The 24,180-nt window shown below is 71.4% G+C and carries 23 protein-coding genes and 1 pseudogene; 11 read left to right on the top strand and 13 right to left on the bottom strand.

The window, feature by feature from the left end; translation table 11 throughout:
- The first annotated feature begins 56 nt into the window (after positions 1 to 56).
- The 4 genes from ACWGKJ_RS00310 (at position 57) to ACWGKJ_RS00295 (ending at position 4,047) form a co-directional block, all read left to right on the top strand.
- Positions 57 to 1,208 carry a sugar kinase gene (locus ACWGKJ_RS00310; protein ID WP_385018806.1) on the top strand — a complete coding sequence of 384 codons (1,152 nt, stop codon included), beginning with the start codon at positions 57 to 59 and terminating at the stop codon, positions 1,206 to 1,208.
- Positions 1,205 to 1,999, top strand: a complete 795-nt coding sequence (locus ACWGKJ_RS00305; protein WP_385018808.1) for an IclR family transcriptional regulator — start codon at positions 1,205 to 1,207, stop codon at positions 1,997 to 1,999. Before ACWGKJ_RS00310 ends, ACWGKJ_RS00305 begins: the two co-directional genes overlap by 4 nt.
- Positions 1,996 to 2,406 (top strand): RidA family protein, encoded by a 411-nt coding sequence (locus ACWGKJ_RS00300; RefSeq protein ID WP_385018810.1) that lies wholly within the window; start codon positions 1,996 to 1,998, stop codon positions 2,404 to 2,406. The genes ACWGKJ_RS00305 and ACWGKJ_RS00300 overlap by 4 nt, the downstream gene beginning before the upstream one ends.
- Positions 2,407 to 2,577: 171 nt before the next feature.
- Entirely contained in the window at positions 2,578 to 4,047 is a 1,470-nt protein-coding gene (locus tag ACWGKJ_RS00295; RefSeq protein ID WP_385018812.1) for a GntP family permease, read from the top strand.
- A gap of 126 nt (positions 4,048 to 4,173) precedes the next feature.
- Here the strand turns inward: ACWGKJ_RS00295 and ACWGKJ_RS00290 are convergent, their stop codons facing one another.
- The 6 genes from ACWGKJ_RS00290 to ACWGKJ_RS00265 form a co-directional block, all read right to left on the bottom strand.
- Entirely contained in the window at positions 4,174 to 4,533 is a 360-nt protein-coding gene (locus tag ACWGKJ_RS00290) for a hypothetical protein (protein ID WP_385018814.1), read from the bottom strand.
- 62 nt (positions 4,534 to 4,595) lie between these two features.
- Positions 4,596 to 4,952 carry a hypothetical protein gene (locus tag ACWGKJ_RS00285; protein ID WP_385018816.1) on the bottom strand — a complete coding sequence of 119 codons (357 nt, stop codon included), beginning with the start codon at positions 4,950 to 4,952 and terminating at the stop codon, positions 4,596 to 4,598.
- Between the two features lie 232 nt (positions 4,953 to 5,184).
- The gene (locus tag ACWGKJ_RS00280) at positions 5,185 to 5,592 is read right to left on the bottom strand and encodes an SgcJ/EcaC family oxidoreductase (RefSeq protein ID WP_385018818.1); all 408 of its coding nucleotides are present in this window, start codon (positions 5,590 to 5,592) and stop codon (positions 5,185 to 5,187) included.
- A gap of 128 nt (positions 5,593 to 5,720) precedes the next feature.
- Positions 5,721 to 6,200 (bottom strand): MarR family winged helix-turn-helix transcriptional regulator, encoded by a 480-nt coding sequence (locus ACWGKJ_RS00275; protein ID WP_385018820.1) that lies wholly within the window; start codon positions 6,198 to 6,200, stop codon positions 5,721 to 5,723.
- 116 nt (positions 6,201 to 6,316) lie between these two features.
- Positions 6,317 to 6,922: a response regulator transcription factor gene (locus tag ACWGKJ_RS00270; RefSeq protein ID WP_385018822.1), complete on the bottom strand. Its 606-nt coding sequence runs from the start codon at positions 6,920 to 6,922 to the stop codon at positions 6,317 to 6,319.
- The gene (locus ACWGKJ_RS00265; protein WP_385018824.1) at positions 6,919 to 8,127 is read right to left on the bottom strand and encodes a sensor histidine kinase; all 1,209 of its coding nucleotides are present in this window, start codon (positions 8,125 to 8,127) and stop codon (positions 6,919 to 6,921) included. The genes ACWGKJ_RS00270 and ACWGKJ_RS00265 overlap by 4 nt, the downstream gene beginning before the upstream one ends.
- Before the next feature lie 174 nt (positions 8,128 to 8,301).
- Here ACWGKJ_RS00265 and ACWGKJ_RS00260 point away from each other — a divergent pair, with 174 nt between their 5' ends.
- The 3 genes from ACWGKJ_RS00260 to ACWGKJ_RS00250 all read left to right on the top strand — a co-directional run bounded on the left by ACWGKJ_RS00260 (position 8,302) and on the right by ACWGKJ_RS00250 (position 10,881).
- Positions 8,302 to 8,778: a hypothetical protein gene (locus ACWGKJ_RS00260; protein WP_385018826.1), complete on the top strand. Its 477-nt coding sequence runs from the start codon at positions 8,302 to 8,304 to the stop codon at positions 8,776 to 8,778.
- A gap of 54 nt (positions 8,779 to 8,832) precedes the next feature.
- The gene (locus ACWGKJ_RS00255) at positions 8,833 to 10,329 is read left to right on the top strand and encodes an alpha/beta hydrolase (protein ID WP_385018828.1); all 1,497 of its coding nucleotides are present in this window, start codon (positions 8,833 to 8,835) and stop codon (positions 10,327 to 10,329) included.
- A gap of 114 nt (positions 10,330 to 10,443) precedes the next feature.
- Positions 10,444 to 10,881, top strand: coding sequence for a cytidine deaminase (locus ACWGKJ_RS00250; protein ID WP_385018830.1), 438 nt, complete (start codon positions 10,444 to 10,446; stop codon positions 10,879 to 10,881).
- A gap of 46 nt (positions 10,882 to 10,927) precedes the next feature.
- Here the strand turns inward: ACWGKJ_RS00250 and ACWGKJ_RS00245 are convergent, their stop codons facing one another.
- The 6 genes from ACWGKJ_RS00245 to ACWGKJ_RS00220 all read right to left on the bottom strand — a co-directional run bounded on the left by ACWGKJ_RS00245 (position 10,928) and on the right by ACWGKJ_RS00220 (position 18,168).
- Positions 10,928 to 11,395, bottom strand: coding sequence for a hypothetical protein (locus ACWGKJ_RS00245; RefSeq protein ID WP_385018832.1), 468 nt, complete (start codon positions 11,393 to 11,395; stop codon positions 10,928 to 10,930).
- Positions 11,396 to 11,423: 28 nt separating this feature from the next.
- Positions 11,424 to 11,723, bottom strand: coding sequence for a hypothetical protein (locus ACWGKJ_RS00240; protein ID WP_385018834.1), 300 nt, complete (start codon positions 11,721 to 11,723; stop codon positions 11,424 to 11,426).
- Positions 11,724 to 11,817: 94 nt separating this feature from the next.
- A complete protein-coding gene (locus ACWGKJ_RS00235; protein WP_385018836.1) occupies positions 11,818 to 14,667 on the bottom strand; it encodes an NHLP bacteriocin export ABC transporter permease/ATPase subunit in 2,850 nt (949 codons plus the stop codon).
- A 1-nt stretch (position 14,668) separates the two neighbouring features.
- Positions 14,669 to 16,993 carry an NHLP family bacteriocin export ABC transporter peptidase/permease/ATPase subunit gene (locus ACWGKJ_RS00230; protein ID WP_385018838.1) on the bottom strand — a complete coding sequence of 775 codons (2,325 nt, stop codon included), beginning with the start codon at positions 16,991 to 16,993 and terminating at the stop codon, positions 14,669 to 14,671.
- A complete protein-coding gene (locus ACWGKJ_RS00225) occupies positions 16,990 to 17,796 on the bottom strand; it encodes an HlyD family efflux transporter periplasmic adaptor subunit (protein ID WP_385018840.1) in 807 nt (268 codons plus the stop codon). Before ACWGKJ_RS00225 ends, ACWGKJ_RS00230 begins: the two co-directional genes overlap by 4 nt.
- A 156-nt stretch (positions 17,797 to 17,952) precedes the next feature.
- Positions 17,953 to 18,168, bottom strand: a complete 216-nt coding sequence (locus tag ACWGKJ_RS00220; protein ID WP_385018842.1) for a type A2 lantipeptide — start codon at positions 18,166 to 18,168, stop codon at positions 17,953 to 17,955.
- A 542-nt stretch (positions 18,169 to 18,710) separates the two neighbouring features.
- Here ACWGKJ_RS00220 and ACWGKJ_RS00215 point away from each other — a divergent pair.
- The gene (locus ACWGKJ_RS00215) at positions 18,711 to 19,538 is read left to right on the top strand and encodes a S1 family peptidase (protein WP_385018844.1); all 828 of its coding nucleotides are present in this window, start codon (positions 18,711 to 18,713) and stop codon (positions 19,536 to 19,538) included.
- Between the two features lie 75 nt (positions 19,539 to 19,613).
- Here the strand turns inward: ACWGKJ_RS00215 and ACWGKJ_RS00210 are convergent.
- Positions 19,614 to 20,492 (bottom strand): annotated as a pseudogene (locus ACWGKJ_RS00210) (chitinase); the annotation flags it as partial.
- A 421-nt stretch (positions 20,493 to 20,913) separates the two neighbouring features.
- Here ACWGKJ_RS00210 and ACWGKJ_RS00205 point away from each other — a divergent pair.
- The 3 genes from ACWGKJ_RS00205 to ACWGKJ_RS00195 are packed head-to-tail and all read left to right on the top strand — an operon-like array spanning position 20,914 to position 24,140.
- On the top strand, positions 20,914 to 21,771 hold the full coding sequence (locus ACWGKJ_RS00205) for a hypothetical protein (RefSeq protein WP_385018846.1): 858 nt from the start codon (positions 20,914 to 20,916) through the stop codon (positions 21,769 to 21,771).
- Positions 21,768 to 22,481, top strand: a complete 714-nt coding sequence (cpaB, locus tag ACWGKJ_RS00200) for a Flp pilus assembly protein CpaB (protein WP_385018848.1) — start codon at positions 21,768 to 21,770, stop codon at positions 22,479 to 22,481. The genes ACWGKJ_RS00205 and cpaB overlap by 4 nt, the downstream gene beginning before the upstream one ends.
- Positions 22,482 to 22,529: 48 nt before the next feature.
- The gene (locus tag ACWGKJ_RS00195) at positions 22,530 to 24,140 is read left to right on the top strand and encodes an AAA family ATPase (protein ID WP_385018850.1); all 1,611 of its coding nucleotides are present in this window, start codon (positions 22,530 to 22,532) and stop codon (positions 24,138 to 24,140) included.
- The last annotated feature ends 40 nt before the right edge of the window (positions 24,141 to 24,180 follow it).

Genomic DNA, 24,180 nt, shown 5'->3' with positions numbered 1-24,180 from the left:
CCATCGCCGGGTCAACGGAGCCCCCGGCCGCCCAGCCCCGAGGAGCGAGAGCGATCGTGACCGCGCAGCACCCCCCAGCGCCCGCCGTGGACGTCGTCTGTCTCGGCGAGTCCATGGTCACGTTCCTGCCCTCACGGCCCGGCCGCCTCGCCGACGTGCCCTCCTTCGAACGGGGCATCGGCGGCGCCGAGTCCAATGTGGCGTGCGCGCTGGCTGCCGCCGGGCACTCCGCGCGCTGGATCAGCCGGGTCGGCGCCGACGGCTTCGGCGACCACCTGACCGGGGCCGTCGCCGCGTACGGGGTCGACACCTCGGCCGTCCAGCGCGATCCGGGCCGGCCCACGGGTATCTACTTCCGTACCGCCGACGACCGCGACGGCGACGACCACGAAGTCGTCTACTACCGGGCCGGATCCGCCGCCAGCGCGATGGCGCCCGGCGTGCTGGACGGCGCGGCGCTCCGGTCCGGGCGGGTGCTCCACCTCTCCGGGATCACCGCCGCGCTCTCGCCCGGCTGTCTCGCCCTGATGCGGGAACTCACCGCGCCCGCCCCGGGCCGTCCGCTGGTCTCCTTCGACGTCAACTTCCGGCCGGGGCTGTGGCGTGACGCGGACGGGGCGGGGCCGCGTGTGCTGCTCGACCTGGCGCGCGGAGCGGACCTGGTATTCGTCGGCGAGGACGAGGCGGCGGCCGCCTGGGGTGTGCGCGGCGCGTCCGCGATCCGGGCCGAACTGCCGGAGCCGGGGGTGCTGGTCGTGAAGCGGGGGGCGGCGGGGGCCACCGTCTTCGCGCGGACGCAGGACGCCCCGGCGGGCTCCTCGGCGGACGACACCGTCACCATCGTGCCCGCGCTGCGGGTCGATGTCGTGGCGCCGGTCGGCGCCGGTGACGCCTTCGCGGCCGGGTTCCTCTCCGGCACGCTGCGCGGCCTCCCGGTCCGGGACCGCGTACGGCACGGCCATCTGATGGCCGCGGCCGCCCTCACCGTCCACGGCGATCTGGCCGACCCGCCCTCCCGCGAGCAGGCCGACCGCCTCGCGGCTCTCGACGACACCGCCTGGGGGACACTTCGGATCGGGCCCGGCTGGACCGGGACCGCGTCCGGGGGGACTCCGCCTCGTACGACGGGAGCCGACGCGACCCGCGCCGACGGGGACGCCGACGGGCACACCGACCGGGACGCCGACGAGGAGGTACGTACGCCATGAGCCAGACCGTAGACCGCGCGCTCTCCATCCTGCCGCTGCTCGCCCGGGGCCCCGCCGACCTCGGCCAGGTCTCGGAGAGCCTCGGCGTCCACAAGTCGACCGCGCTGCGGCTGCTCCGTACCCTCCACGAGCACGGCCTCGTATACCGCCAGCAGGACCAGCGCTACCGCCTCGGCACCCGGCTCTTCGCGCTCGCCCAGGAAGCCGTGGAGAACCTCGACGTACGGGAGATCGCCCACCCCCATCTGGCCCGGCTCAACGAGGAGTGCGGGCACACCGTGCACCTCGCGGTGTACGAGGAGAACGAGGTCCTCTACATCGACAAGGTCGAGAGCCGCTACCCGGTCCGGATGTACTCGCGGATCGGCCGGCCCGTCGCGATCACCGTGGCGGCCGTCGCCAAACTGCTGCTCGCCGACCTCCCCGAGCCGGAGCGGCGCGCCGTCGCCGAACGGCTCGACTACCCCACCTACACGGCCCGTTCGACCCCGAACGCCGGCGCCTTCCTCAAGGAGCTGGCCACGGTGGGCGAACAGGGCTGGGCCACCGACCTCGGTGGCCACGAGGAGTCCATCAACTGCGTCGCAGCCCCCATCCGGGGCGTGGACGGCCGGGTCGTCGCCGCTATGTCGATGTCGGCGCCCAATGTGGTCGTGACCGCAGAGGAACTCCTCACTCTGCTCCCGCTGGTGCGCCGCACGGCCGACGCCATCAGCGGCGAGTACGCGGGCACGGCACCGCAGCCGAAGTCCGTCCCCCCGCACCACCCCCCGAAGGAAGCAAGGGCATGACCGAGAAGACCGCTCTCACCCCCGCCACCCACACCACGCCGCCCGCGAAGTTCTCGCACGGCGTCCGCAAGGGCAACATCCTCCAGGTCGCCGGCCAGGTCGGCTTCCTGCCGGCCGTCGAGGGCCAGGCGCCCACCCCGGCGGGCCCGTCCCTGCGCGAGCAGACCCTCCAGACCTTCGCCAACGTCAAGGCGATCCTGGAGGAGGGCGGCGCGACCTGGGACGACGTGATGATGATGCGCGTCTACCTCACGGACGTCGCGCACTTCGCCGAGCTGAACGAGATCTACAACGCGTACTTCGAGGAGCAGGGTCTGACCCAGCCCGCCGCGGCCCGTACGACCGTCTACGTCGGTCTGCCGCCCGGCCTGCTCATCGAGATCGACGCGCTCGCCGTACTCGGCTGACACCGCCCCACCCCGACCCGGCACGGCGCCCCTTCCCCCCTCCGGGGCGCCGTGCCGCGCTCCACCCTGCCCTGCCGCACCCTGTCGTACCCCGGCTCGCTGACACGGGCGCCCCCGCTTCTTGCCCGCACCCCCTCCCTGAAGTCCCCGAGGAAACAACGGAGTTCCCCCATGTACTTCGCCGCTGAGACCCCCGCAGCGCCACCCCACACCGGGGGGCTGCTCGCCATCGTCGGAGGCACCACCGGTCTGCTGACCGTCGCCGTCCTGGGCATCGCGCTCCTGCTCTTCCTGATCATCAAGGTCAGGCTGCAGCCGTTCGTCGCGCTGCTCGGTGTCTCCATAGCCGTCGGCCTCGGTGCCGGACTCTCCGTCACCGAACTCTTCGGCACGGTCCAGAAGTCGTCGTCCGTCTCGATGATCGAGTCGGGCATGGGCGGCATCCTCGGGCATATCGCGATCATCATCGGGCTCGGCACGATGCTCGGCTCGATCCTTGAGGTCTCGGGCGGCGCCGAGGTGCTGAGCTCCCGGCTGCTGAACCTCTTCGGCGAGAAGCGCGCCCCGCTCGCGATGGGGCTCACCGGGCTCATCTTCGGTATCCCGGTCTTCTTCGACGTCGGCATCTTCGTCCTCGCGCCGATCGTCTACGCCGCCGCCAAGCGGTCCGGCAAGTCCATCATCCTGTACGCGATGCCGCTGCTGGCGGGTCTGTCGATGACCCACGCGTTCCTGCCGCCGCACCCGGGACCTGTCGCCGCCGCCGCGCTCTTCCATGTCTCACTGGGCTGGATCATCGTGATCGGCGCCGCCTGTGGCATCCCCGCCGTGCTGGCCGCCTGGGTGTACGCGGCGTGGATCGGCAAGCGGCTCTTCGTCCCCGTACCGCAGGACATGGTCGAGGCCGCCGATGAGGCGAAGGCGGCGGTCGTCGCCGAGCAGCGGGCGCAGGGCGTCGAGGCGCAGGAGAAGCCGGTCCCGCTCGGCACGGTCCTCGCGATCATCGGCACCCCGCTGATCCTGATCCTGCTGGCGACGTTCTCCTCGATCGCGCTCGACCCCTCGACGCTCCGCTCGGTCCTGGAGTTCTTCGGTCACCCCTTCGTCGCCCTGACGATCGCGCTCTTCCTCTCGTACTACCTCCTCGGCATCCGCCGCGGCTGGTCGCGCAAGTCCCTGGAGGCGGTCTCGACCGCCTCGCTGAAGCCGGTGGGCAACATCCTGCTGGTGGTCGGCGCGGGCGGTATCTTCGGCGCGGTCCTCAGCGGCAGCGGCATCGCGGACGCGCTGGCCAAGACCTTCAATGACGTGGGCCTGCCGGTCATCGTGCTGGCCTATCTGATCTCGCTGGTGCTGCGGGTGGCCCAGGGCAGCGCGACGGTGGCGATCGTGACCACGGCGGGCATCGTCCTGCCCCTGGTCGACGGCCAGCACCTCTCGCAGCCCCACCTCGCCCTGGTCATCATGGCCATCTCGGCCGGCTCGATCTTCGCCTCGCACGTCAACGACGGCGGTTTCTGGATGGTCGCCAAGTACTTCGGCATCTCGGAACGCGACACACTGAAGTCCTGGACGGTCCTGGAGTCGGTCCTGTCGCTTGCGGGCTTCGTGGTCGCGGCGCTGCTCAGTCTGGTGATCTAGGCCGGTCCCCGGATGATGCGGGCCCGTCCCCGGACATCCGGGCGCCCCGGAAGCGATGCCGCTTCCGGGGCCCATCGGTGCCGGTGGGCCTGGTGTGGACGCTGCCGCCAGAAGTGACAGCAACTCTCAGCAGGACACCCAGACGTTGGTGGCGACGTTGGTGGGGTCCAGCCCGCGGTCGGTCCAGGCGACAACGCGATCCCACTTGTTGTTCCGGTAGTAGACGACGAAGGTGTTGCCGTGGGCGATCGCGTGCCCGTAGTAGTCATTGACTTCGTGGAAACCGCAGCCGATCACGTTCCAGATCGCGCCGCCAGGCCCCGAGCGTCCGCCCGACAGGGTGATGCACGCCCGTCCGTAGTCGCATTGATTGGACCAGTATCCTCCGCCGTCGGCTGCGGCCGGGCTCCCTGCGAGGACCACGGTGGCCCCCACGGCGGTGGCCAGGGTGGTGAACCAGGCGGTCATTCGGCTGATCGATCGCATGTCGGATCCCCCTTTTCCTGTTGTGGCCTGCGGTGCGAGGCCGGTCGGCGCTCCGCAGTGGATCAACACAGCACGTAGAGCTCGGTGATGACGTTGTTGGGGTCCAACTGGCGTCCGCTCCAGGCGGCAACGGTGTCCGACGTGTTGTCCCTGTAGTAGACGATGAAGGTGTTGCCGCTCGCGATGCCGCCGTCGTAGTAGTCGTTGATGCCGTGTGAGCCGCAGCCGTTCACGTTCCAGTACGAATTCGGAAGATGGCGCATCCCCGAAAGGTGGATGCACGCGTGCCCGTAATCACACCCGGTGTCCCAGTATCCTCCGCCGTCGGCGGCGGCCGGGCTTCCTGCGAGGACCACGGTGGCCCCCACGGCGGTGGCCAGGGTGGTGAACCAGGTGGTGAGTCGGCTGATCGATCGCATCTCGTATCCCCCGTCGTTCCGTCTTTTCCGTCTCCCCGTCTTCCGCACGACTGTGCCGAGCGGATGCCCTCGGGTGGCATGAGGGGCGCTCCCGCTTCTTGCGGCCCGTGGTCAGCGGGCCGGTCTTGCGCAGGGCGGTTCACTGCGGATTCTGCCGGATACCGCTGGGCCTGTGGGCCGGAACCCCGAAATCCCAACGCTCCGTGGAAAGCGGCCTGTTGCCGGGGTGCGGTCAGGAGCGGTAGGCGCGCTTCGACCGGCGGCTCATCTTCGTGTTCTGGAAGGCCACGCACTCCCAGCGCCCCTCGTGGCGGCGGAGCGTGAAGGTCTGGAGCTTGTCGAAGCCGATCCGGCTGCCCTTGCCGACGCCGCCGACGGTGGTCACCACCGCGGTGGACTCGTCCGGCATCCGTACGTCGATCGGCTTGACCGTCATGCGGGTGCCCTTCTGCCACCGGGCGAACACCTCGCGGTGTGTCTGCTCGATGGCGGTGCGCCCGAGCATGACGTCCCCCATGAAGATCACATACGACGCGTCCTGCGCGAACTGTGCTGCGTAGCCGCTCGCGTCCCCCGCGTCCCAGGCGTCCCGGATCCGTGCGAGGAATGCCTCGACCGTGTCCTGGTTCGTGACTGTCATGGTCGTCTCCTGTGGTCGGCTGCCTCGTGGCAGCGCTCGATCAGTTCTCACTGAAATTATTCCAACCGAAACGATTTGCGCAAGCCCGTGCCGGTCACGGGATCGAGCATGCGGGCCGGGAGGGCCGGTCACCAGGCCCGGACGGGCCGCCCTTCGGGCTCCACGGCGACGTTGGCGTAGACGATGCCGAGCAAACGGCGCAGCTCGGCCCGGTCGTCGGCCGTCAGCCCCGCGGTCAGCTGCCTCTCCGATGCGCCCGCGAGCCGGATCAGCTTCTCCAGTTCCACCCGGCCCTCCTCCCGCAGGCGGACCAGCTTCACCCGGGCATCGGCCGGCGACTCGCGCCGCTCCACCAGGCCCCTCTCGATCAGCAGCACGAGCAGCCCGACCAGACGGCTGGCCGGAATGCCCAGCGCGGAGGCGAGTTGCTGCTGTGTGTGCTCCTCGCCGTCACGCAGCCCGCGCAGCACGGCGAAGTGCCGCGGGAGCAGATCCTCCGCGGCCAGGGCGGACTCGAAGGCGAGAGCCGCGGCGTTGCCCGCCGAGGCGATGACGAAGCCGAGGGGCTCGTCCGCCCCTGCGCTTCGCGTGGCAGGTCCTTTTCTCACCCGGAAAACGTAGCAGCCGACCGTTCCCACCGAAACGGTCCTGCCCGGCCCCGCCCCCGGGCCCCTGCTCCCGGACGCGCCCCCGCTCTCGGCCCCGCCCCGGCCCCCGCTCCCGTTCACAGCCAGCCGTTGGTCTCCGCGAGCCGGGCCGCCTCGGCGCGGGTGCGGGCCTGTGTCTTGCCGATCGCCGACGACAGATGGTTGCGCACGGTGCCCTGGGACAGCCGGAGCGCCCTGGCGATGTCGGCCACGGTGCCGCCGTCGGCCGCGGCGCGCAGCACGTCCGCCTCGCGCCCGGTCAGCGGGCTCGCACCGGCGGCCAGCGCTTCGGCGGCGAGGCCCGGATCCACGAAACGCAGACCGGCGTGGACGCGGCGGATCGCGTCGACCAGCTGCTCGGGCGGGGAGTCCTTCACGACGTACCCGGAGGCGCCCGCGGACATCGCCCGCGCGAGGTAGCCGGGCCGGCTGAAGGTCGTGCAGATGATGGTGCGGCAGCCGGGCAGCGCCTGCTGGAGATCGGCGGCGACGCTCAGGCCGTCCCGGCCGGGCATCTGTACGTCGAGCAGCGCGATGTCGGGCGCGGTCCGCTCCGCGGCGGCCAGTACCTCGGTTCCGACGCCGATCTCGGCGACCACGTCGATGTCGGGTTCGAGCCGGAGCACCGATGCGAGGGCGCCCCGTACGAGCGCCTGGTCGTCGGCGAGCAGAATGCGGATCATGTCGGCCCGGCTTCCTGGGACGGTGTAAGGCGGGCCGCCGGGGCCGGTCCGCGGGCGATGACCCGGAACCCGCCGCCGGGCGCAGGCTCGTGTTCGAGGCTGCCCGATACGGCGGCCAGCCGTTCGGTGAGGCCGGTGAGCCCGTTCCCGGGGCTCGCCGTGCCGGTGAAACTGCCGTTGTCGGTGACCTCGACCCAGTCGGGCCCGATGCGGACGGTGCACAGTTCGGCGTCGGAGTGCCGCAGCACATTGGTGACCGCCTCCCGCACGACGTAGCCGAACACCTCGCGCAGTTCGGTGCGTACGGCGTCGGTCGCCGCGGGCAGCTCCGCCCGTACACCGGCGGCGTGCAGAGCCATGCGGGCGCCGGCCAGTTCGCTGTCCAGCGACAGGGTGCGGTAGTCCGAGATGGTGGCCCGTACGTCGGAGAGCGCCGTGCGCGCCATGGTCTCCAACTCGGTGACCTGGGCGACGGCGAGGGCCACGTCTCCGGAGGACTCCAGGATGCGCCGGGTCAGCCCCAGTTTGACGGTCATCGTGGAGAGGCTGTGGCCGAGGACGTCGTGCATGTCCCGGGCGACCCGCTCCCGTTCCTGGTTCACGGCCAGCCTCCTCACCTGCTCACGGGCGGCCCGCAGATGACCGATCGTGAAGTTGAGCGCGAAGACGGTGCCGAGTACCGCGGTCACACCGACGAGGATGGCCACCTGCGCCCAGGCCACCTCTCCCCGGGCGAGACGCATCCAGACGATCTGCCCCACCACCGTCACGAGGCCGAGCAGCAGCGCACGGCGCAGCGGCAGCAGCATGAGGCCGATCGAGAGGGCATAGGTCAGATCGGTCAGGTAGCCCGGCGACGCGAGCAGCACGGCCGGTGCCGCCCCGAGCACGAACAGCGCGGCCACCATGGCGACCCGCCCCCGGCGCAGCGCCACCGGCCCGTACCAGGGCGCCAGGACGCAGCCGATGCCGTAACAGGCGACCAGGGCGATCGCGAGCGAGGTGAGCAGGGGCGGTCCGGTGCCGTGCGCGATGTCCAGGGCCCGTGCGATCAGGGTGAGGGAGGCCAGCGCCGTGGCCGAGGCCACCGCCACGCGGCTACGGCCGTATCCCCTGGGGCTCCCCGGCTGGTCCTTCCAGAAACTCCAGTCCGGCCACTGGCCCGCGGAGAACTCGTCCGGATCGCGTGCACTCACGTCGGTCATGCTACGTCCGGCTGCCGCAGGGGCACGCAGGCGGCGGTCCGGGGAGTGGTGCAGGCACAGGGTCATGTGGACAAGCATCGCCCACCCATGAGGGGCGACCCCGTTGTGGTTGTCACCAGTCATGCATGACAAATGGCATGGGCCCGAGCGGCGGACCGGTGCTGCAGTGGAGTCATGTTGCACGCGAAGAGGATCCATCTGCCGACCCAGGAGTACGAACTCACCGAGGACGGACGGGCGCTGACGACGTTCTCGCTGCACAGAGGCCGCACGGGCGCCCGTTTCACCCTGCACGGGTCCGACTATTCCGTCCGTACCCACCGGTTCAGCGGTGCCTTCGAACTGCTCGACGCCGGCGGGTCCGTCGTCGCGACCACGGACCGGGTGAGCCGGAGCTGGAGCATCACGTGCCGCGAGCGGGTCGTCCCGTTCCGCCGGACCGCGGTGGCCGACCGGGAGCACACCATGATCGGTGACGACGGCGAGCCCGCCGGGACGATCCGCCGCACCGGCCACGTCCACTCCGAGACGACCGCCGACCTGCCGGGTCTGGACCTCGTGCTCCAGGTCTTCGCGGTCGTCGTCGTACTGCTGCGCAGGCGGCGCAAGCGGACGGCGGCGGCCGTCCGGGCCACTTCCGCCGGAGGCTGACGCTCCGGCCCGGCGCGCCCCACCCACTGCCCTCTCGAAGTGAGGAGAACAACCATGCTCAGGATCTGGCTCGCGGCGCTCGCCGTGACGGTGGGCGCGGCGGCGGTGACCTCGTGCACATCGGGGTCTGCCACCACGGACACCTCGTCCCGGACGAAGGCCGCCGCGCCCTCCCCGTCGCCGCTGCGGTGGGGCGCGTGCCCCAGCCCGAAGGAGGCGTCCCTGCGGTGTGCGAAGCTCGCGGTGCCGCTCGACTACCAGCACCCCGACGGGCGGACGATCGACGTCGAGGTGTCCCGTCTGGCGAGCACGAAACCGGCCGAGAAGCGCGGCGTGCTCCTGCTCAACCCCGGCGGCCCCGCCCTGCCGGGGCTCGCCGTCCCCACGGTGATGAAGCTGCCCCAGAAGGTCCGCGACCGGTACGACGTGATCGGTTTCGACCCACGCGGAGTCGGCAAGAGCACCCCGCTGACCTGTGGATTCAACGCCGCTCAGGGCGGTGTGGCGGCCAACCCGCCCAACCCGGCCGGCGCGGCCGACGTGGCGAAGCAGGCCGTGACCGCGAAGAAGCTCGCAGCACAGTGCGCCGCGTCCAAGACCGCTGACCTGCTGCCGTACATCACCACAGCGAACACGGCGCGGGACATGGAGCGGATCCGGGCGGCACTGGGCGTACCGAAGATCTCGTACTACGGCGAGTCCTACGGCACCTACCTCGGAGCCGTGTACACCACCCTGTTCCCCCACCGAAGCGACCGCGTGGTCCTCGACAGCAGCCTGCCGCCCGAGGGCTACGACGTCGACGCACTGCGCAGCCAGGGCGCGGGCTTCGAGACCCGCTTCCCCGACTTCGCCAAGTTCGCCGCTGCCGGGTCCGGGCGCTACCACCTGGGCAGCACGCCCGCCGCGGTACGCGAGAAGTACTTCCGACTGGCCGCGAGCCTCGACCACAAGCCGGTCCAGGGGTACGACGGTACGACCTTCCGTGTCGTCACCGCGGCGATGATCCGTGCGGACAGCGACCTGGCCGGCCTCGCCACCACCTGGCACGACCTGGACACGAACCACCCGCTCCCGGGCGCCGGAGACACCACCAGCGGCGGCGGCGCGTACAGCGACAACTTCCCCGCGGCCTACCTCGGGGTGATCTGCGGCGACTCCCGCTGGCCGACCGCTCTCACGACCTATCAGCACAACGTCGCGGCCGACCGGGCCGACCACCCGATGTACGGGGCGTTCGCGGCCAACATCCGCCCGTGCGCCTTCTGGCGGGCTCCCAAGGAGCCGCAGGTGAAGATCACCGACCGGGGCCCTTCCGACGTCCTCATGGTGCAGAACCTCCGCGACCCGGCCACCCCGCTGTCCGGGGCACTGCGCACACGCCGGGCCCTCGGTGACCGTGCCCGGATGGTCACCGTCGACCAGGGCGGCCACGTGGTCTACCTGACGGGCTCGAACGCCTGCGGGAACGACGCGGTGACCGACTACCTGGCCACCGGGAAGCGGCCCGCGCACGACAAGAAGTGCGCCGCGCAGCTGGCCACCCCGTGACCATCGGGCGTCCACACCTTCCCGGCCTCTCCGTTCCGGTTGAGGTGAGGCCGGTGGGTGGCCGGGAACGGAAAAGGGTTTCAGCACGCCGCGGCGGCCTGACAGGATGCCACGATGAAACTCGACCAGGCCCTGGTGGACGCCGCGATCGCGCAGATGGACCGCCGCTGGCCGGGGCGCGAGGAAGCGGGGGCGGCCGCCGTCTACCTCGATGACGGCCGGATCCTTACCAGTGTCTGCTTCGACAACCTCAACGCGGGTGTGACGCTCTGCCACGAGGTCGGGGCGTACTGCCAGGCGTACACGCTGGACCGCAGAGTCACCGCGTCGGTGTGCGTCAACCGGATCGCCGGCCGGCTCACCGTACTGACCCCGTGCGGGATCTGTCAGGAGCGGCTGGCCCTGTGGGGGCCGGGCGTCGAGGTGGCGGTCCCCGCCCCGGGTGAGCCCGGTGGCTGGCAGGCCCGCACCCTCGCCGAGGTCAACCCCTACTACTGGGGACGCGAGTTCGCCGGGGGAGCCTGGCCGTCGGCCGAGGTGCATACGGAGTGACGCCGGGCGCCCGGATGCGTCATGGCATGGGCAGGCCGCAGGCGGATCACACGGTGACGCGCTTGCCGGACATGAACTCCGCGAGGTCCGAGACGGACAGGACGCGGATGCTCTGCTCCGCCTGGGGCAGGGCATCGCGGTAGGCCACGAGATCGCGTACGTCCGAGGTCACGACCACGCTGCTGACGTGGCGGGCGGCGATGACCATGGCGAGGGCGTCCACCGCGTCGGGGCGTTTCTCGGCGGGGATGGCGGCGTGCGTGAGCAGTTGCCCGGCGCGTTTCGCGTCGCTTTCCAGATGCCCCACGTCGCAGGGGCCGCACCCCGCGACCCGGGCCTCCCGGGTGCCGAAGACCGTGCACTGGGGTACGCACCGGCTCAGCGGGGTCCAGCGTCCCGGCCGCCAGACCTGGGCGAGCACGGGGAGGGGTACCACGGGCGGGTGGTCCAGCCGGGCCAGCGCCTGGTGAAAGGTGTGTGCCGTGCGGTCCTGGTGGTCGAGCGCGATGAGCATGCTGCGGCGTAGACGAACGCCGGGTGGCTCATGCCGCCTCTTCCGGCGAGGGCGCGAGAGCGTGGGCGATGCCCGCGAGCGCTGCTGTGATCTCGGCCTCGTCGACTTCGGTCTCCGCGCCCTCGGGAGCGGGCAGGGCCTCGGTGGCGGCGATCTCCGCGTCGACCGCCGCGAAGCGGCGGGCGATGACGGCGTCCTCCTGCATCTGCTTCTGTACGGCGAGGGTCACATACCGCGTCACATCCAGCTCTGCCGCCTGTGCGTGCTCCTTGAGGGAGGCCTTGAGGTCGGGGTCCATGCTGATGCTGAAGCGTTCCTTGGGCGCCATGGCAGGAGCGTAGCTCTGCGTGTTACGACACGTCCTCCATGACCGTCGCGGCTCCCACGGGGCTACTTCGACGCAGGTACGGGCCCCTACGCAGCTACACCATCTGCCGTCGCACCAGCTCATGCAGATGGCCCTCCGTGTCCATGAGGAGTTCGGACGGGGGGCCCTGCTGGACGATGTGGCCGTCCGCCATGACGACGACCCGGTCCGCGTCCAGGACTGTGGACAGGCGGTGTGCGATGACGACGCGGGTCGCGTTCAGTGCGCGGGTGCTCTCGGTGACGGTGCGCTGGGTCTCGTTGTCCAGGGCGCTCGTGGCCTCGTCGAAGAAGAGGATGCGCGGGCGCCGGATCAGCGCCTGCGCGATCATCAGGCGCTGGCGCTGGCCGCCCGAGACGGCGCCGCCGCCCGCGATCATCGTGTGCAGGCCCATCGGCATCCGCCTGATGTCCTCCGCGAGTCCCGCCATCTCCGCCGCCTCCCACGCCTCCTCCTGCGTGAACACCTCGGCGCCGCAGATGCAGTCCATGATCGAACCGGTCAGCGGCTGCGCGTTCTGCAGTACCACCCCGCACTGCCGGCGCACCGCCGCCTGGTCGAGTGCCGCGAGGTCCTGGCCGTCGTACAGGACACTGCCCGCGGCCGGGCGGTCGAAGCCGATGAGGAGACGCAGCAGTGTCGACTTGCCGCAGCCGCTCGGGCCGACGACCGCCACGAACTCACCCGGCCGGACGGAGAGCGAGACGTCGTCGAGGACGAGCGGGCCGTCGTCCGTGTACCGGAAGGAGACTCCGCGCGCCTCGATCTCCCCGGTCAGGAGGCCGGGCCGGGTGCTGGCCGCGCGTACCTCGGGCACCTCGTCGAGGACCGGCTTGATCTGTTCGAACATGGGCAGGACCGCCGCCGCCGAGAGCGCCGCCCCGGTGAGCTGGGTGACCGAGGTGAGCAGCATCGTCACGGCGGTGCTGAAGGTGAGGAAGTCACCCGCCGACATACTGCCCCGCGCCGGGCCCGCGAGCAGGATGAACATCACCAGGGAACAGAGCGGCAGATAGACGGAGTTGAGGACCGTGGTCAGGTTCTTGACGCGTCCGGCGCGCCGCTGGAGCTCCCGGCTGCGCGCGAACTCCCCGGCCCACGCGGCGTACGCGAAGCTCTCCGCGCCCGCGACGCGCAGCTTCGGCAGGCCCCGCAGGGTCTGGAACGCCTGGTTGTTCAGCTTGTTGGAGAGCACCACGATCCGCCGCTGCCAGCGCAGCTCCCACAGCCCGAGGGCGAGGAAGACCGCCGCGATCACCGCCAGCATGCCGAGGGCGGTCAGGGCGAGGGGCACGCTGTAGCAGAGCAGCAGGACGAGGTTCATCACGCCGACCGTGCCCGCCTGCACCACCAGCGGGCCCACCCCCGACAGGAGCCGGCGGATCGCGCTGATGCCCATCGCCGCACTGGCCAGCTCGCCCGTGGAGCGCGAGGCGAAGAAGCGCGTCGGCAGCCGCAGCAGCCGGTCCCACACGGCCGGTTGCAGGGCGCCCTCGATCCGGCCCTCCATCCGCAGGACGGTCAGATTCTGCAGCAGCATGAACGCGGCCGACACAATGCTCGTCACCATCACCGCCAGCGCCACCTGGACGATCAGGTCCGACTCGGCGTTCGGCACATAGTCGCCGAGCACCCGCCCGGTCGCCACCGGCACCAGGGCGCTGATCGCGACCGTCACCAGGCCGGCCCCGAGCAGACGGCGCACATCGCGGCCCGTGCCGTGCGCGCTGAACCGCAGCAGCCGCAGCGGGCCGAGCGGCCGGTCGGGCAGCGGCCGGTACAGCATCACGGCCCGCGGTTCGAACTCGTCCGCGTTGGCCTCACCGATCCGGATGCGCCGTCCGCCACCGTGGTGCACGGCCTCGTATCCGCCGCGCCGCCACAGCAGCGCGACCGGGGCGCCGGACGCGGCCCGGTACCCGACCAGCGGCCCCGTGTTCTCGCGCCACCAGCGGCCGTCCAGCCGGACGGTGCGGCTGCGGATCCGCGAGGCGAGCGCGAACTGCTCGACCGGATCGGCCCGTTCACCCGGGGCGGCGCCCGGTGCGGGTCCGTTGAGCGGGATACCGGCCGCCTCCGCGACCAGCCTGCACGCGCCGTACGCCGCGTCGTCGGCGCCGGTGGCGGGTGTGCGCCGCCGGCCCTCCCCGGGCGCGCGGCCGATGGAGGCGATCAGGGTCCGGTCGGCGTTCTCGCGTACGGTCTCGCCCGCCCTGATACCGGCCGCCGTACGGGTCTCGTGCGCGCTCTCCACCCGCTCGATCCAGCGGTCGAGGGCCGAGAGCAGCCGGAACTGCTGGTTGACCATGCGCTGCCACATCGCCCCGTCGACCAGCAGGTCACCGGCCGCGTCCGCGCTGTACGACGCCCCGTACTGCACACTGCCCGGCATGACAGGCAGCCACAGGATGTCGTCGTCGCCCACGGTGTCGTCGCCGGCGGTCCTGCCGTCGAGCGGGGCCTCGAACAGCACCCGCTGGCTGCGGCCCACGCCCAGCGCGAAGGCGTGCTCCAGGAGGCTCAGGGCCGAGTCCTGGGTGTCGTAACGGCTGAGGTACTGCTGGTCGTACGCCCATGAGCCGTCACCCGGGCTCCGCAGTTCCCGCAGCGCGATGCGGCGCAGCGCACAGCCGCGCAGCGGCCGCCCCACCAGGGTGTGCTGGGTGCCGTCGACCGGACCGAGCAGCAGTGTCCCGGCGTCGAGCCGGCCCAGGAAGTGCCAGTGCCCCTGCGCGGCCGTGTCCACCGCGAACAGGTCGAGCGCGCCCCCGACGACGAGCCACAGGACCTGCGGGCCTTCGAGCGGCAGGCTGCGCAGCCCGGTGCAGTCCACCGGCCCGCCCAGTGCGCCGAACGCGGCGGTCACCTGGTCGCCCGTGGCGCTCTCCTGGTGTGTGTACGTCACGTCAGTGCTCCCTGACCAGTTCGGCGTACGGCCCTCCGGCGGCCACCAGCTCCTCGTGGCGGCCGCGCTCCACGACCCGGCCGTGGTCGAGCACCACGATCTCGTCGCTGTCGCGGACCGTGCTGAGGCGGTGGGCGATCACCACACAGGCGCAGCCGCGGCGCCGCAGATTGTCGATGATGAGGTGCTCGGTCTCGGCGTCCAGGGCGCTGGTCACCTCGTCGAGCACGAGGATGCTCGGCCGCCTTACCAGGGCCCGCGCGATTTCGAGCCGCTGGCGCTGCCCGCCGGAGAAGTTCCGTCCGTCCTGCTCGACCCGGGCGTGGAGGGCGCCGGGCCTGCGGGCCACGACGTCGTACAGCGCGGCGTCCCTGAGCGCGTCGGCGACCGCCTCGTCGGGGACCGAGGGGTCCCACAGGGCGACGTTGTCACGGACCGTTCCCTCGAAGAGGAAGACGTCCTGGTCGACGAAGGACACGGACGCCGTCAGCGCGCCACGGGGGATCTCGTCGATGCGCTGCCCGTCGATGCGGATCGTGCCCTCCCACGGGCTGTACAGCCCGGAGATCAGCCGCGACACCGTCGACTTGCCGCTGCCCGAACCGCCCACCAGGGCCACCTGCTGCCCGGGGCCCACGGCCAGCGAGAAGCCCGTCAGGAGCGGGGCGTCGAGCGGGCTGTAGCCGAAGGTGATGCCGTCCAGCGTGACGTGCCCCTTGAGACGGCGCGTACTCGTGTCCGTGCCAGGCTGGGCCGTACTGGGGCGGGCCGTACCGGGGCGGGGCGTACCGGCGCCGTCGGAACCCGCGCCGTCAGTACGGCCGGCGCCGGTACGGGTGTACAGGGGGTCAGCGGGAAAGCTCTCGACGTCCTTCAGCCGTGTCACATCGGCCGCGAAGTCCTGGATACGGCCCGCGACACCGTTGAGCCGGGTGATCGGCGCGGTGAAGCGGACCATGAGCGCCTGGAACGCGACCAGGAGCCCCACCGAGAGATGCCCCTCGACCGCGCGCAGACCGCCGATCCACAGGATCAGCGCGCTGTTCAGCGTCGCCAGGGCCGGCGCCACGACGCCCAGCCACGCGCTCGGCACCCCGAGCCGCTGCTGCTCGTCGAGGGTGGTGGCGTGCTGCCCGGCCCAGCGCCGGAAGTAGCCGTCCTCGCCGCCCGTCGCCTTCATCGTCTCGATCAGCTGGAGGCCGGTGTACGCGGTGTTGGTGAGCCGGGCCGTGTCCGCGCGCAGTTTCTGCGTACGGGTGGCGCGCAGCCGGACCACGATGCGCATCGCGACGACGTTGCCGAGTGCGATGCCGACCCCGACGAGCGTCAGCTGGGGGTCGTACGTCCAGAGCAGCGCCGCGTACAGCAGCACCACCACACCGTCGACCCCGGCGGCGGTCAGATCGCGGGCGAGTGTCTCGGCGACGGCGTCGTTCGACTGGAGCCGCTGCACCAGGTCGGCCGGGCTGCGCTGTGCGAAGAACGTCACGGGCAGCCGCAGCAGATGGCCGAGGAAGCGGGCGCTGCTGAGCGTCGACGCGATGACCCGCCCGCGCAGCAGGTTCGCCTGCTGGAGCCAGGTGAGGACGGCGGTGAGCCCCACCATCGTGGCCATCGAAGCGAACAGCGCGCCGAGCAGCGAGGTCTGGCCACCGATCAGGAACATGTCGATGTAGGTGCGGCTGAGCGCGGGCAGCGCCGCACCGGTCGCGACCAGCAGCAGGCTGGCGAGGAGCGCGGCGAGCATCGTGCCCGTGGTGCCGCGCAGCCGTCCGGGCAGCGCGCTCAGGACGCCGGGCCTGCGGCCGCCGCCGCGGAAGCCGTCGCCCGGTTCGAGGACGAGGACCACCCCGGTGAAGCTGGTGTCGAACTCCTCGGCGGGTACGAACCTGCGGCCCTTGTCCGGGTCGTTGATGTGCACACCGCGCCGCCCGAAGCGTCGGCCCATGCCGTCGTAGACGACGTAGTGGTTGAACTCCCAGAAGAGGATCGCGGGCGCTTCGACCTCGGCCAGCGCCGCCGGCTCCATCTGCATGCCCCTGGCCGTCATCCCGTAACGGCGCGCCGCCTTCAGGAGGTTGCTGGCCCGGGAGCCGTCGCGCGAGACACCGCAGGCGATGCGCAGCTCTTCGAGCGGGACATGGCGGCCGTGGTGGGCGAGGACCATCGCCAGGGACGCGGCGCCGCACTCGACGGCCTCCATCTGGAGCACGGTGGGGGTACGGACCGTCCGGCGGCGGCGCCGGGGCCCGGGTGCGGGGCGCGCCCTGCGGCGGCCGTGGCCGGCCGGTGGCAGCCGCTGCTGCGGGGCGGGGGATGAGCTCAAGGAAGCAGCCAATCGATCGGGCGCTGCTCGGCGAGGTGTACGGAGGCGGATGCCGGGGTCATGGAGTCCAGGGCGTACGGCGGACCGCCCGCGGACGACCAGGCGTATCCCGACTTCGTGGCGGCCGATGTGACGAGCCGTACGAGGACCGCGACCGCCGAGCCGCTCTTCGTGAACTGTGCGGCCAGCTCCTTGTCGCCGATGAAGGCGGCTATCCGCTGCGGGGTCTGCGCACCGCGCCCCACCGTCTGGACACGGCCGCGCAGCAGCCCGTACTGCTGGGAGGGGGCCGACTGGACGGTGAGGTCGACGTCCGCGCCGACCGGCACGGTCGCCGCGCGGTCCGCCGGTACGTACACCACGGCGAGCAGGGGGTCCTTGGTGCTCCGGGTCTTCTCCACGGTGGCGACATCGGCGCCGGTGGTGACGACGGCGCCGGTCCCGGCGGTGAGTGCGGTGACCCGTCCGGCGTCGATGGTGCGGACGAGCCGGTCGCCCCGGTCGGTACGGACCTTGAGGACCGGTGCGCCCGCGGCCAGGCGCTGTCCCTCCCTGGCGAGCACGTCCGTGACCTGGCCGGTGACCGGGCTCTGGAGGACATCACTGCCCTGCGCATGCGTCAGGATGCCGGGCGCCCGGAGCGTCGACGACACCGATCCGGCCACCGCCCATACGGATGCGGCGGCCATCACGACCACCGTCACCACCAGGACGAGCAGCCCCTGCGGCCTGGCGAGACGCACGGGGAGGTCGAGCTCCTCGGGCGACTGCAGCTTGGACAGGGCCTGTTGGCGGAACTGCACGGCGTTCTTCCCCGTTCTTCCCCGTTCTTCCCCGTTCTTCCCCGTGTGCTTCCCTGCTTCCCCGACGCGGTCGCGGGCGCTGCGGTGCGCCGCGCCGGAGCGCCGTCGGGCCCCGGAACCCTGGGGAAGGTTCCGGGGCCCGTGCGGAGCCGTGGATCAGGCGCCGGCGATGAGGCCGGTGACGGCGCCGGTGTTGACACCGGTCAGGCCCTCGACCGTGCCGGTGGCACCGGCGATGACGCCGGAGACCGGGGCGACGGAGTCGGCCGTGCCGGTCACGGTGCTGACGAGGCCGCCGACGAGACCGCCGGAGACGTTGTCGAGGTCGGCGTCGGAGATTTCGAGGGTCTCAACCTGGGGAGCGTTGTTCATGATGTGAGCGGCCCTTCTCTTGGTAATGCGAGCGGGCGGGAATCAGTGGTGCAACTCCCGCGGTGCGGAGGATCAAAGCACGATCACGGCGTACGCATCCACTCGGAAGCCCCCCGGTCAGGGGCTGTGTGAACGGGGAATTGGGGCCGGGTGCAGGCCCGGTCACCTGGCCGGGACATCGCCTTCACGTCATCCCCAGGTCCGTCCGCGCGAAAGCGCGGTGAATTTCAGCAAATTGGACACGTCCGAATTCATGTCCAAGGCCGGCTCATACAGGTGTGCCTGTTCTCGGAACACCGTGACCGGCCTGCGTATTCGGTGTGCAGATTCACTGGAGGCACTCCCCGGGCGGGCCGCGCCGTACCGCGGGGGCGGCTCCGTTCCCGCTCCGTACGCGGGTGTGCGGCGGGTGTGCGACAGGGTGTGGCGGCGGTGCGGCCACCGGTGTGTCCGGGCGGGGTGCCCTTCCCCGCCCGCCCCTCTTGCGTTAAGAATGCGCATGTCAAACCGGAAGAACTTCGGTCACAGAGGGGACCCCCCACATGAAGAAGCCTCTCGTCGGCGCACTGCTCGCCCTTTTTCTCACGGGCGCGGCAGCGACACCCGCGGTGGCGGCCACCGGCCACCCCACGGCCAAGGCGGCCGACTTCGCCGGAACGGTGGCGCTGAGCAACTGCTCGGGCTCCGTCGTCCGCGTGCCGGACTCCCAGCCGGGCGATCCCGCGCTGGTGCTCTCCAACGGCCACTGCCTGGAGACCGGCTTCCCGGCTGCCGGTGAGGTCATCACCGACCAGCCGTCCAGCCGTACCTTCTCGCTGCTGAACGCGGCGGGGAGCTCGGTCGCCACGCTCAAGGCGAGCAAGGTGGCGTACGCGACGATGACCGACACGGACGTCTCGCTGTACCAGCTCAGCTCCACGTACGCGCAGATACAGAGCAAGTACGGGATCTCCGCGCTGGAACTCAACGCCGCCCACCCGGCGAAGGGGACCGCGATCAGTGTGGTCTCCGGGTACTGGAAGAAGATCTACAGCTGCAACGTGGACGGTTTCGTCTACCGCCTCAAGGAGGGTGACTGGACCTGGAAGGACTCGCTCCGCTACACCTCGGCCTGCGACACGATCGGCGGTACATCGGGATCGCCGGTGGTCGACACCGCGACCGGCAAGGTCGTCGCCGTCAACAACACGGGCAATGAGGACGGCGAGCGCTGCACGGACAACAACCCGTGCGAGGTGGACGAGAACGGCAACGTCACCATCCACAAGGGCATCAACTACGCCGAGGAGACGTACGGGATCGTGCCGTGCGTCGGAGCCGGCAGCAAGATCGACCTGAGCCGCTCGGGCTGCGCCCTGCCGAAGCCGTAGCGGCCGGCGGCACCGGAACATGCGGCAGCGCCGCCGGGGGAGCGGCGGCGCTGCCGTGCTGGGGGCCTGCTGTGGTTACAGGCTGTGGACGTGCGGTCCGACCGCGCTGGACCAGGCGTTGCCCGCCGTGGCGTCCCAGTTGGTGGACCAGGCCATCGCGCCACGCAGTCCGGGGTAGGTCTTCGAGGGCTTGAAGGAGCCGCAGCTGCTGCCCTTGGTGAGGCAGTCGAGCGCGTCGTTGACGACGCTCGGTGCGACATAGCCGCTGCCCGCCGCGCTCGACGAAGCGGGGACCCCGATGCCGACCTGTGAGGGGTCGAGTCCGCCCTCCAGCTGGATGCAGGCGAGCGCGGTGAGGAAGTCCACCGTGCCCTGCGAGTAGACCTTGCCGTCGCAGCCGAGCATGGAACCGCTGTTGTAGTACTGCATATTGACGACGGTCAGGATGTCCTTGATGGCGAGCGCCGTCTTGAAGTACTCGGCCGACGTCGACTGCATGTCGATGGTCTGCGGTGCCATGGTGATGACCAGGCCCGAACCGGCCTTCGCGGAGAGCGACTTGAGCGCCTGGGACATATAGGTGGAGTTGACGCCGTTCTCCAGGTCGATGTCGACCCCGTTGAAGCCGTACTCCTGCATCAGCGCGTAGACGGAGTTGGCGAAGTTGTCCGCCGACGCCGAGTCGCTCACCGAGACCGTGCCGTTCTGGCCGCCGATGGAGATGACGACGGACTTGCCCGCCGCCTGCTCGGTCTTGATGTCGGCCTTGAACTGGTCGGGCGTGTAGCCGCCGAGCCCGGCGGAGTCCAGGTTGAAGGTGACGGCGCCCGGCGAGCTCCCGGTGTCGGCGAAGGCGACCGCGATGATGTCGTAGTCCTTCGGTACGTCGGTGAGCTTCTGCACGGCAGCGCCGTTGTCGAAGTTCTGCCAGTAGCCGGTGACCGCGTGGGCGGGCGGTGCGGCGGTGGCGGTTCTGGCCGCCGCGGCCGGGTGGGCCGCCGGTGCGGGGTGGTCGGCGGCCTGGGCCGTCGTCCCGGCGAAGGAGAGGGCCGCGGCGGCCAGGGCGGCTACGGCCCCGCCCAGCCAGGAGCGGGTGGAGCGTCGGGATGTCACGTACGGCCTCCAGGAGTGGGGGGTGGGGGCTGGGATACGGAACGGTGGCCACCGCTGAATGCGACCAAGCTGGTCCAGACCAATTGCAATGTCAAGGGATCTGTCCGCACGAGGGCATCTTCTCCACCGTTTCTCCGCCTTCGGGCGCCGTCGGCCCGCCCGCCAAGATCCAATGAATTCCGGTCAGTTGTGGTTCTTCCGGCGGGTCCCCTGGATACAGTGCTGATGCAGGAGCAGCCCGCTGTGAACGGGGGACCACGACGTGCCGACCGCGATAGCTGTCACCAGCGGCGATCTCGTGCTGCCGCCGTCCGACCGGCACACCCCGCTCGCCGCCGTGCTCCAGCCGCCCGCCGCCCAGTCGTTCGAAGCCTCCATCACGGAACTGCACGCCCTCCTCGAACAGCACGGCTACGTCGTCGTCCCGTACGCCGCCGCACTCCCCGCGCCGTACGTCCAGCGGCTGCACGCCGTCCGCTCGGTCCTGGAGAGCGACCGCATCGCGCTGCTCCCCGTCGACCTGCCGCCGCTCGGTGTCGCCGTACTCGCCCGGCAGCTGCGACAGCTCTCCGTCTGCGACTTCAGCCCCGGAGTCCTTGCGTCGGCCGCCCGGCTGCTCGCCCACTACATCTACGCGGGCGCCCTGCTGCCGACCGTCACCCGGCTCGACCACGTACCGGTGTCGCTGACCGCGCACGCCAAGTCCTGGATGCCGGGCTCGCAGTTCGCCGTGCTCGCCTCGCCCGTACCGCAGCTGACCAAGGTGACCGGGGCCGAACCCGGGCTGCTCGACGGGCCGTCGTTCGCGACCCGGCTGCTCGTCGCCAGGGGGCAGCTCCAGTCCGACTGGGTGACCTCGGTGCTCGCCCCGGACTGGCAGGTCCAGGGCCATCTGGAGACCGCCCTGCCCGCCGACTCGTCGGGCTGGTGGGCCACCCCCCGGCTGGTGGAGTTCGCCGCGGCCATCCCCGAGCTGTCCGTCCTCCACCAGCTGGTCTCCTCCGTACGCCGTGAGCTCTGCCACTGGTGCGGGCTCGAACTCATAGGGGACCGCTGCGGGTTCTGCTCCGCACCCTTCGCGGACCCGCACGCCCCGTCCGAGAGGTTGCCCGCCCAGTGAACTCCCGCCAGCGCCGCGGCGTCGTCCTGCTGATCCTGTCGGCCCTCTGCGCCGTCGCCGCGGTCATCGGCGTGCTCGCGGTCATCCGCGACGTGAACGCGAAGGTCGGCCCCGAGGTCACCGCGTACCGCGTCCGCAGCGACATAGCCCCGTACAAGCAGCTCACCGCGGGCGACTTCGAGGAGACCCGGATGCCGCGGAAGTGGCTCTCGGGCAACGCGGTGACCGACCTGGCCCAGGTGCGCGGCAAGATCGCCGTCACCCGGCTGCGCAAGGGCTCGCTGCTGCAGACCGACATGATCGTGGCGCAGCCCGAACTCACCGCGGGCGAGCAGGAGATCGCCATCATGATCGACGCGTCCACCGGGGTTGCGGGCAAGATCACGCCGGGCGCCGGCGTCAACATCTACGCGACGTTCAAGGGCGACGACAAGGGCACCCCGGACACCTCCAAGGTCATCGTCTCGGACGCACGCGTCGTGGACGTCGGCAAGCTCACCCCCCTCGACCCGGACCAGAACGAGAGCGACCGCTCGCGGCAGGCCACCGACGCCGTCCCGATCACCTTCGCCCTCAAGACGCTGGACGCCCAGCGTGTGGCGTACGCCGAGTCGTTCGCGACCCATGTCCGGCTGGCGCTCGTCGCGCCCGGCGGCGGCGCCGACGTCCCGCAGCGCGACCGTACCTACACCCTCGACGGCGACAAGTGAGGGCCCGATGCGACAGGTGAGGGCCCAGATGCGACAGGTGAGGGACAGATGACGACTCGCATCCTCCCCGTGGCCGGTGACGCGGACGCGGCGCGCGCGGTGATCACCCTGCTCAGCCAGCTCCCCGACGCGGAACCCTTCCCGCCGGTCGCCGACTCGACCTCGCTGCTCGACCTGCTCGCCCGGCTGGCCGCCGAATCGCTCGACGAACTGCCCGAGGTCGTCCTGGTCCACGAACGGATCGGCCCGGCCCCGGCCCTGGAGCTGATCAGGGAGGTCGCGCTGCGCTTCCCCGCGGTCGGCGTCGTCCTCATCACCGCCGACATCAGCCCGCTCCTCTACACCTCCGCGATGGACGCGGGCGCCCGCGGTCTCATCGGGCTGCCGCTCGGCTACGAGGAGCTGGCGGCCCGGGTGCAGAACGCGGCCTCCTGGTCCACCGGCGTACGCCGCCACCTCGGCGCAGGCCCCGACCGGGCCGCAGGTCCCGGCGGCACGGTCGTCACGGTCACCGGGGCCAAGGGCGGCGTCGGCGCCACCGTCACCGCGGTCCAACTCGCCCTGGCCGCACAGGCGTCCGGCAGGTCGGTCGCCCTGGTCGACCTCGACCTCCAGTCCGGTGACGTCGCCTCCTTTCTCGACGTGCAGTTCCGCCGGTCCATCGCCGATCTCGCGGGCATCGCCGACATCTCGCCCCGGGTCATCCAGGACGCGGTGTACGCACACCCGACCGGGCTCGGGCTGCTCCTCGCGCCCGGCGACGGCGAGCGGGGTGAGGAGGTCACCGACCGGGTCGCCCGGCAGGCGATCAGCGCGCTGCGCGGCCGGTACGAGGTCGTGGTCGTGGACTGCGGAACCCAGCTGACCGGCGCCAACGCGGCCGCCGTCGAAATGGCCGACCACGCCCTGCTCCTGGTCACCCCGGACGTGGTGGCCGTCCGGGCCGCCAAGCGGATGGTGCGGATGTGGGACCGGCTCCAGGTCCGTAAGGCGGAGGAGACGCTCACCGTCGTCAACCGGGCCACCCGGAGCGCCGAGATCCAGCCGCCGCTGGTCGAGCGCATCACCGGTACGAAGGCGGCCCGCACCGCGGTCCCCGCCCACTTCAAGGAGCTCCAGGCCGCGGTGGACGCGGGCCGGATGCAGGACCTGGACAGCCGCTCCACGGTCAAGCAGGCGATGTGGTCTCTGGCCGGTGAACTCGGCCTGGTGAAGACGCAGACCTCGGCCTCCCACGGCAGGGGCGGCCGCACCGGCCTGCTGCGCGTCCGCGGCACCCGCCTGGACAGCGACCGGGGCTCGGCCCTGGTCGAGTTCGCCGGGATGGCCCCGCTGATCGCCTTCGTCCTGGTGGCGATGTGGCAGTGCGTCCTGTGGGGCTACACGTTCTCGCTCGCGGGCAACGCGGCGGACGAGGCGGCGCGGGCGGCCACGGCCTCGTACGCGGTGGACGGCACGACGGCGGGCTGCCGAGATGCGGGCCTGAAACGGCTGCCGGCCAACTGGCGGGGGGCGGCGAAGGTCGACTGCGGCGCGTCGGGAAACCTGATGAAGGCCACCGTCCATCTGCGTACCCCGGTCCTCTTCCCCGGGGCCGGGAACTTCCCCTGGCCGGTGGACGGGAGCGCGGGGGCGGCGCTGGAGGGGGACGGGAGATGAGGCGGCGCGTCCTTGCGGGGGCTCCGCCGCGGACCCTGGT

This window comes from Streptomyces sp. NPDC054757 (assembly GCF_053612185.1).
This window is presented reverse-complemented; position numbering and strand designations above follow the sequence as displayed.

Excerpts from the sequence above, each read along its gene's own strand:
- ACWGKJ_RS00305 (WP_385018808.1), top strand. The coding sequence starts at position 1,205 with ATGAGCCAGACCGTAGACCGCGCGCTCTCCATCCTGCCGCTGCTCGCC.
- ACWGKJ_RS00250 (WP_385018830.1), top strand. The coding sequence starts at position 10,444 with ATGAAACTCGACCAGGCCCTGGTGGACGCCGCGATCGCGCAGATGGAC.
- ACWGKJ_RS00270 (WP_385018822.1), bottom strand. The coding sequence starts at position 6,922 with ATGATCCGCATTCTGCTCGCCGACGACCAGGCGCTCGTACGGGGCGCC.
- ACWGKJ_RS00215 (WP_385018844.1), top strand. The coding sequence starts at position 18,711 with ATGAAGAAGCCTCTCGTCGGCGCACTGCTCGCCCTTTTTCTCACGGGC.
- ACWGKJ_RS00245 (WP_385018832.1), bottom strand. The coding sequence starts at position 11,395 with ATGCTCATCGCGCTCGACCACCAGGACCGCACGGCACACACCTTTCAC.
- ACWGKJ_RS00265 (WP_385018824.1), bottom strand. The coding sequence starts at position 8,127 with ATGACCGACGTGAGTGCACGCGATCCGGACGAGTTCTCCGCGGGCCAG.
- ACWGKJ_RS00285 (WP_385018816.1), bottom strand. The coding sequence starts at position 4,952 with ATGCGATCGATCAGCCGACTCACCACCTGGTTCACCACCCTGGCCACC.
- ACWGKJ_RS00260 (WP_385018826.1), top strand. The coding sequence starts at position 8,302 with ATGTTGCACGCGAAGAGGATCCATCTGCCGACCCAGGAGTACGAACTC.
- ACWGKJ_RS00195 (WP_385018850.1), top strand. The coding sequence starts at position 22,530 with ATGACGACTCGCATCCTCCCCGTGGCCGGTGACGCGGACGCGGCGCGC.
- ACWGKJ_RS00295 (WP_385018812.1), top strand. The coding sequence starts at position 2,578 with ATGTACTTCGCCGCTGAGACCCCCGCAGCGCCACCCCACACCGGGGGG.
- ACWGKJ_RS00220 (WP_385018842.1), bottom strand. The coding sequence starts at position 18,168 with ATGAACAACGCTCCCCAGGTTGAGACCCTCGAAATCTCCGACGCCGAC.
- ACWGKJ_RS00300 (WP_385018810.1), top strand. The coding sequence starts at position 1,996 with ATGACCGAGAAGACCGCTCTCACCCCCGCCACCCACACCACGCCGCCC.
- ACWGKJ_RS00255 (WP_385018828.1), top strand. The coding sequence starts at position 8,833 with ATGCTCAGGATCTGGCTCGCGGCGCTCGCCGTGACGGTGGGCGCGGCG.
- ACWGKJ_RS00240 (WP_385018834.1), bottom strand. The coding sequence starts at position 11,723 with ATGGCGCCCAAGGAACGCTTCAGCATCAGCATGGACCCCGACCTCAAG.
- ACWGKJ_RS00290 (WP_385018814.1), bottom strand. The coding sequence starts at position 4,533 with ATGCGATCGATCAGCCGAATGACCGCCTGGTTCACCACCCTGGCCACC.
- ACWGKJ_RS00280 (WP_385018818.1), bottom strand. The coding sequence starts at position 5,592 with ATGACAGTCACGAACCAGGACACGGTCGAGGCATTCCTCGCACGGATC.